Raw genomic sequence first — 5,420 nt, 5'->3', positions numbered from 1 at the left:
ACTGGTTCTCGGCCAGTTCGCCCACGCAGCGCACGCGGCGGTTGCCCAGGTGGTCGATGTCGTCCACCTCGCCGCGGCCGTTGCGCAGGTCGACCAGGATCTTGACCACCGCGAGGATGTCCTCGTTGGTCAGGACCATCGGGCCGGTAGCCTCGTCGCGGCCGATCTTGGCGTTGAACTTCATGCGGCCCACGCGCGACAGGTCGTACGTGTCCGGGTTGTAGAACAGGCGCTGGAACAGGGCCTGCACCGCGTCCTCGGTCGGCGGCTCGCCGGGGCGCATCATGCGGTAGATGGCGACGCGGGCGGCGAACTCGTCCACCGTCTCGTCGATGCGCAGCGTCTGGCTGATGTAGGCGCCCTGGTCCAGCTCATTCGTGTAGATGCACTGGATCTCCTGCACGCCGGCGGCGCGCAGCTTCTTGAGGAGGGCTTCGGTCAGCTCGTCGTTGGCCTTGGCCAGGATCTCGCCCGAATCGGCATCGACGATGTTGCGCGCCAGCACGCGGCCGACGAGGAAGTCCTCCGGCACGCTCACGTGCGTGGTGCCCGACTGCTCCAGCTCGCGCGTGTGGCGCGCGGTGATGCGCTTGTCCTTGGCGACGATCACCTTGCCCGACTTGTCGGTGATGTCGAAGCGCGCGACTTCGCCGCGCAGGCGCTCGGAGACGAACTCCATCTGCGCGCCGCTGTCCATCAGGCGGAAGTTGTCGTTGACGAAGAAGTTCGCCAGGATCGATTCCGGATTCAGGCCGATGGCCTTGAGCAGGATCGTGACCGGCATCTTGCGGCGGCGGTCGACGCGGAAGTACAGGATGTCCTTCGGGTCGAACTCGAAGTCCAGCCACGAGCCGCGGTAGGGAATCACGCGGGCCGAGAACAGCAGCTTGCCCGAGCTGTGCGTCTTGCCCTTGTCGTGCTCGAAGAACACGCCCGGCGAGCGGTGCAGCTGCGAGACGATGACGCGCTCGGTGCCGTTGATGATGAAGGAGCCCTTGTCGGTCATCAGGGGCACTTCGCCCATGTAGACCTCCTGCTCCTTGACTTCCTTGACCACCTTGGACTGCGAAGTGGAGGACTCGCGGTCGTAGATGATGAGCTGCACCTTGGCACGCACGGCCGAGGCGAAGGTCAGGCCGCGCGTCTGACATTCGCGCACGTCGAACGCCGGCCTGGCCAGGTTGTATTCCAGAAACTTCATCTCCACGAAACCGTTGTGGGAGACGATCGGGAAGGCGGCATTGAACGCGGCCTGCAGGCCTTCGTCGCTGCGCTTCTGGGGCGGGACGCTCGCTTGCAGGAAGGCGGTGTACGCGTCCTTCTGCATCTGCAGCAGGTAGGGAATCGTGACGACGCTGTCGCGGTTGCCGAAGCTTTTGCGAATGCGCTTGCGTTCGGTATAACTGTAGGTCGATGCTTGGGCCATGAGAGCTCCGGGCTTGAGATCATCAGCGACTAGACCAGCGACGCCGCTTTCTCCGGCGCCCCTGCTTGGCGGCTGGCCACTACCAGCGATGGCGGACGGCGATGCGTTGCACATCGCCCGAACCAAGGGATCTTCTGCAGTCGGGTCAGAAGACACTAGAAAGCCGGCGTAGCCGGCGGCTTTCTGGTGGCCTCTTGAAGCGGCAAAGGCTGGAAGGCCCGCGAAGGCGCTTCCAGCCTCGAAGGTGAAGCGAATTACTTCAGTTCCACCTTGGCGCCGGCTTCTTCCAGCTTCTTCTTGGCCGCTTCGGCGTCTGCCTTCGGCAGCGCTTCCTTGACGGCCTTGGGAGCGGCCTCCACCAGGTCCTTGGCTTCCTTCAGGCCCAGGCCGGTGATTTCGCGCACGGCCTTGATGACCGACACCTTGTTCGCGCCGGCTTCGGTCAGCACGACGTTGAACTCGGTCTTCTCTTCGGCCGCAGCAGCAGCGCCACCGCCGGCACCGCCGGCGGCCGGAGCGGCCATGGCGGCGGCGCTCACGCCGAACTTCTCTTCGATGGCCTTGACCAGGTCGTTGAGCTCGAGGACGGTCATGCTGTCCAGCGCCGTCAGGAATGCGTCTTTATCGAATGCCATTTGGATTTCCTAGAAACAGATTGGGTTGATTGCCGCGTGTGTCCGCGATGGATCAGGCCGCGGCGGCTTCGGCGGCAGGCTCGGCTGCAGCGCCTTCGCCCTTCTTGGCCGCCAGCGCGCCCAGCACCACGGCCGTGCGCGAGATCGGCGACATGAGCAGGCCGCACAGTTGGGCCAGCAGCACTTCCTTGGAAGGGATGCTCGCCAGTTGCTTGACGCCCTCGACATCCAGGGCCTTGCCACCGAAGGCGCCACCGCGGATGACCAGCTTGTCGTTGGTCTTCGCGAAATCGGCCACCACCTTCGCGGCGGCCACGGCGTCCTCGGAGAAGCCATAGATCAGCGGACCGGTCATCTGGTCGCCGACGGCCTCGAATGCGCTGCCGGCCACCGCCCGGCGGGCCAGGGTGTTCTTCAGAACACTCAGGCTCACGCCTTGGGCGCGGGCGTTGTTGCGCAGACGAGTCATGTCGGCGACCGTGATGCCGCGGTATTCCGCCATCACGAGCGTTTGAGCTTTGGCGGCGAGGCCGGTCACTTCTGCAATGACCGCTTCTTTCTCACTGCGATTCAGACTCAAGGTTGACTCCTTTTCAATGCTGCCCCGGAGAAGACCCCAGGGCAGCGCCTTCATGCAGCGACCACCTGTTTCGGAAATGGATTCCTTGCAGCGGGATCGCCATCTGCGCTGGCCGACGTTGCCGTCGATTAAGGGTGGCAACACCACCCGCCAGCGGTCTTGGATGGCCCGCAGCAGCTTGGCGCCGCTGCGGCCCACCACATTCGCCGCCCGCCGATCCGAAACGAACCGGCCGGCGGCAAATCACGTCATCAGGCCTGGCCGATGGACTGCGTGTCGACGCGAACGCCCACGCCCATCGTCGAGGACACCGCCACCTTGCGCAGGTACACACCCTTGCTGGTGGCCGGCTTGGCCTTGTTCAGCGCATCGATCAGCGCCGCCAGGTTGCCCTGGAGCTTGTCGTTGTCGAACGAGCGGCGGCCGATCGTGCCGTGGATGATCCCGGCCTTGTCGACGCGGAACTGCACCTGGCCGGCCTTGGCGTTCTTCACCGCCGTGGCGACATCGGGCGTCACGGTGCCGACCTTGGGGTTCGGCATCAGGCCGCGCGGGCCGAGGATCTGGCCCAGCGTGCCGACCACGCGCATCGCGTCGGGGGCGGCGATCACCACGTCGAAGGGCATGTCGCCCGCCTTCACCTGGGCAGCCAGGTCGTCCATGCCGACGATGTCGGCGCCGGCGGCCTTGGCTTCCTCGGCCTTGGCGCCCTGGGCGAACACGGCCACGCGCTTGGTCTTGCCGGTGCCGTTGGGCATCACGACGGCGCCGCGCACCACCTGGTCCGACTTCTTGGCGTCCACGCCGAGCTGCACGGCCACGTCGATCGACTCATCGAACTTGGCGGTGGCCGCTTCCTTCACGAGGGCCAGCGCCTCGCCCAGGGGGTACAGCCGGGTGGTTTCGATCTTGCCCTGCTGGGCCTTGGCTTTCTTGGTCAGCTTGGCCATCTCACACGCCCTCCACGTTCACGCCCATCGAGCGGGCCGAGCCGGCGATGGTGCGCACGGCAGCATCCAGATCCGCGGCCGTGAGGTCGGGCATCTTGGTCTTGGCGATCTCCTCGAGCTGGGCGCGGGTGATCTTGCCAACCTTGTCGGTGTGCGGCTTGGCCGAGCCCTTGTCCAGCTTGATCGCCTTCTTGATCAGCGTGGTCGCCGGCGGCGTCTTGATGATGAAGGTGAAGCTCTTGTCCGCGAAAGCGGTGATCACCACCGGCAGCGGCAGACCGGGCTCGACGCCCTGGGTCTGGGCGTTGAACGCCTTGCAGAACTCCATGATGTTCAGGCCGCGCTGACCCAGCGCGGGACCGATCGGCGGCGAGGGGTTGGCCTTGCCTGCCGGCACTTGCAGCTTGATGAAGCCGACGATCTTTTTCGCCATGCTTTCTTCTCCTTGCGGGTTCTAGCGCCGCGGACTCTGCCGCGGCTCCCCGGGGTTGCAGCTCTGCTGGAAAGGAAGGCGCGCCGAGCCGTGAAGCGCGCCTCCGGGATCTGTCAGGTCTTCTCGACTTCGGCGAAGGCGAGCTCGACGGGGGTGGCGCGGCCGAAGATCATGACGGACACGCGCACCTTGCTCTTCTCGTAATTGACTTCCTCGACCGTGCCGTTGAAGTCGGTGAAGGGACCTTCCTTCACGCGCACCAGCTCGCCCACGATGAACTCCACCTTGTGGCGCGGCTTGTCGGTGCCCTGCTGCATCTGGCTGACGATGTCCTCGACCTCCTTCTGCGAGATCGGGGCCGGGCGGTTCTTGGCGCCGCCGACGAAGCCGGTCACCTTGTTGGTGTGCTTCACCAGGTGCCAGGTGTCGTCGTCCATCACCATCTCGACCAGCACGTAGCCGGGGAAGAGGCGCCGCTCGGTGGTGCGCTTCTGGCCGTTCTTGACGTCCACCACCTCTTCGCTGGGCACCAGGATGCGGCCGAACTTGGACTGCATGCCGGCGCGGTTGATGCGCTCGGTGATGTTGCGCTCGACGGCCTTCTCCATGCCCGAGTAGGCATGGACCACGTACCAGCGCAGATCCGGGTTGGCGGGCGGCGCCAGAACCGGATGGGCGTCGTTGTCCACGGTGTCGTTCATTATTTTCTCCAGCCCAGCAGCAGGTCGTAGAAGACCCATTCGACCGTCTTGTCGGTGAGCCACAGGAAGATGGCCATGATCACCACGAAGCCGAAGACGTAGGCCGTCATCTGGATGGACTCCTTGCGCGTGGGCCAGACGACCTTCTTCACCTCGCGCCAGGAATCGCGGCCGAAGGCCCACAGCCGGCGGCCGCTCTCGGACAGGGCGAACATCGCCACCGCCGCCGCCAGCCCCACGATCAGCGCGCCCCACTGCACCAGCGCACCTTCGCGCCCCAGCAGGTAGAAAGCGACGAAGCCTCCTACCGCCAGGACGATGGCGGCAGCGAGCTTGGCCTTGTCGGCACCCGTGCTGACAGTTTCGATTTGAGTTGCGGCCATGTTCGGCGAATTCCTGCGGCCTCTCGGCCTCGTTGCCGGCGCTCTCTCGTAACGCCGAAGCCCGCCGGGGGCGGCGGGCTTGTTTGCTCATTCCGCCACGCGGCGGAAACCACCCTCAGGTGGCAGGGGCAGTAGGAATCGAACCTACAACCTTCGGTTTTGGAGACCGACGCTCTGCCAATTGAGCTATACCCCTAGGCACGGATCCTTATTCGATGATCTTGGCCACCACGCCGGCGCCCACGGTGCGGCCGCCCTCGCGGATGGCGAAGCGCAGACCCTCTTCCATGGCGATCGGCGCGATCAGCTTCA

General features: G+C 65.3%; 6 protein-coding genes, 1 tRNA gene and 2 pseudogenes. All 9 read right to left on the bottom strand.

What is annotated here, in order from left to right; translation table 11 throughout:
- Positions 1-1,426: pseudogene (gene rpoB, locus ACIY1X_RS24525) on the bottom strand (DNA-directed RNA polymerase subunit beta); the annotation flags it as partial.
- Between the two features lie 254 nt (positions 1,427-1,680).
- Positions 1,681-2,061 carry a 50S ribosomal protein L7/L12 gene (rplL, locus tag ACIY1X_RS24520; RefSeq protein ID WP_038213618.1) on the bottom strand — a complete coding sequence of 127 codons (381 nt, stop codon included), beginning with the start codon at positions 2,059-2,061 and terminating at the stop codon, positions 1,681-1,683.
- 52 nt (positions 2,062-2,113) lie between these two features.
- Positions 2,114-2,641, bottom strand: coding sequence for a 50S ribosomal protein L10 (gene rplJ, locus ACIY1X_RS24515; protein ID WP_399685781.1), 528 nt, complete (start codon positions 2,639-2,641; stop codon positions 2,114-2,116).
- 251 nt (positions 2,642-2,892) lie between these two features.
- Positions 2,893-3,591, bottom strand: a complete 699-nt coding sequence (rplA, locus tag ACIY1X_RS24510; RefSeq protein WP_399685778.1) for a 50S ribosomal protein L1 — start codon at positions 3,589-3,591, stop codon at positions 2,893-2,895.
- Position 3,592: 1 nt separating this feature from the next.
- The gene (gene rplK / locus ACIY1X_RS24505) at positions 3,593-4,024 is read right to left on the bottom strand and encodes a 50S ribosomal protein L11 (RefSeq protein WP_038213608.1); all 432 of its coding nucleotides are present in this window, start codon (positions 4,022-4,024) and stop codon (positions 3,593-3,595) included.
- A gap of 113 nt (positions 4,025-4,137) precedes the next feature.
- The gene (nusG, locus tag ACIY1X_RS24500; RefSeq protein WP_399685774.1) at positions 4,138-4,725 is read right to left on the bottom strand and encodes a transcription termination/antitermination protein NusG; all 588 of its coding nucleotides are present in this window, start codon (positions 4,723-4,725) and stop codon (positions 4,138-4,140) included.
- Positions 4,725-5,108, bottom strand: a complete 384-nt coding sequence (gene secE / locus ACIY1X_RS24495; RefSeq protein WP_399685771.1) for a preprotein translocase subunit SecE — start codon at positions 5,106-5,108, stop codon at positions 4,725-4,727. The genes nusG and secE overlap by 1 nt, the downstream gene beginning before the upstream one ends.
- A gap of 120 nt (positions 5,109-5,228) precedes the next feature.
- A tRNA-Trp gene (locus ACIY1X_RS24490) sits at positions 5,229-5,304 on the bottom strand.
- Positions 5,305-5,316: 12 nt separating this feature from the next.
- A pseudogene (locus ACIY1X_RS24485) lies at positions 5,317-5,420 on the bottom strand (elongation factor Tu); the annotation flags it as partial.

Origin of the sequence: Xenophilus sp. (genome assembly GCF_044462705.1) — a bacterium.
In the GTDB taxonomy this organism is placed as follows: Bacteria; Pseudomonadota; Gammaproteobacteria; order Burkholderiales; family Burkholderiaceae_C; genus Xenophilus; species Xenophilus azovorans.
This window is presented reverse-complemented; position numbering and strand designations above follow the sequence as displayed.

What these genes read in the sequence shown, in the direction of transcription:
- rplL (WP_038213618.1), bottom strand. Translation starts at nt 2,061, where the DNA reads ATGGCATTCGATAAAGACGCATTCCTGACGGCGCTGGACAGCATGACC.
- rplK (WP_038213608.1), bottom strand. Translation starts at nt 4,024, where the DNA reads ATGGCGAAAAAGATCGTCGGCTTCATCAAGCTGCAAGTGCCGGCAGGC.
- secE (WP_399685771.1), bottom strand. Translation starts at nt 5,108, where the DNA reads ATGGCCGCAACTCAAATCGAAACTGTCAGCACGGGTGCCGACAAGGCC.
- rplA (WP_399685778.1), bottom strand. Translation starts at nt 3,591, where the DNA reads ATGGCCAAGCTGACCAAGAAAGCCAAGGCCCAGCAGGGCAAGATCGAA.
- nusG (WP_399685774.1), bottom strand. Translation starts at nt 4,725, where the DNA reads ATGAACGACACCGTGGACAACGACGCCCATCCGGTTCTGGCGCCGCCC.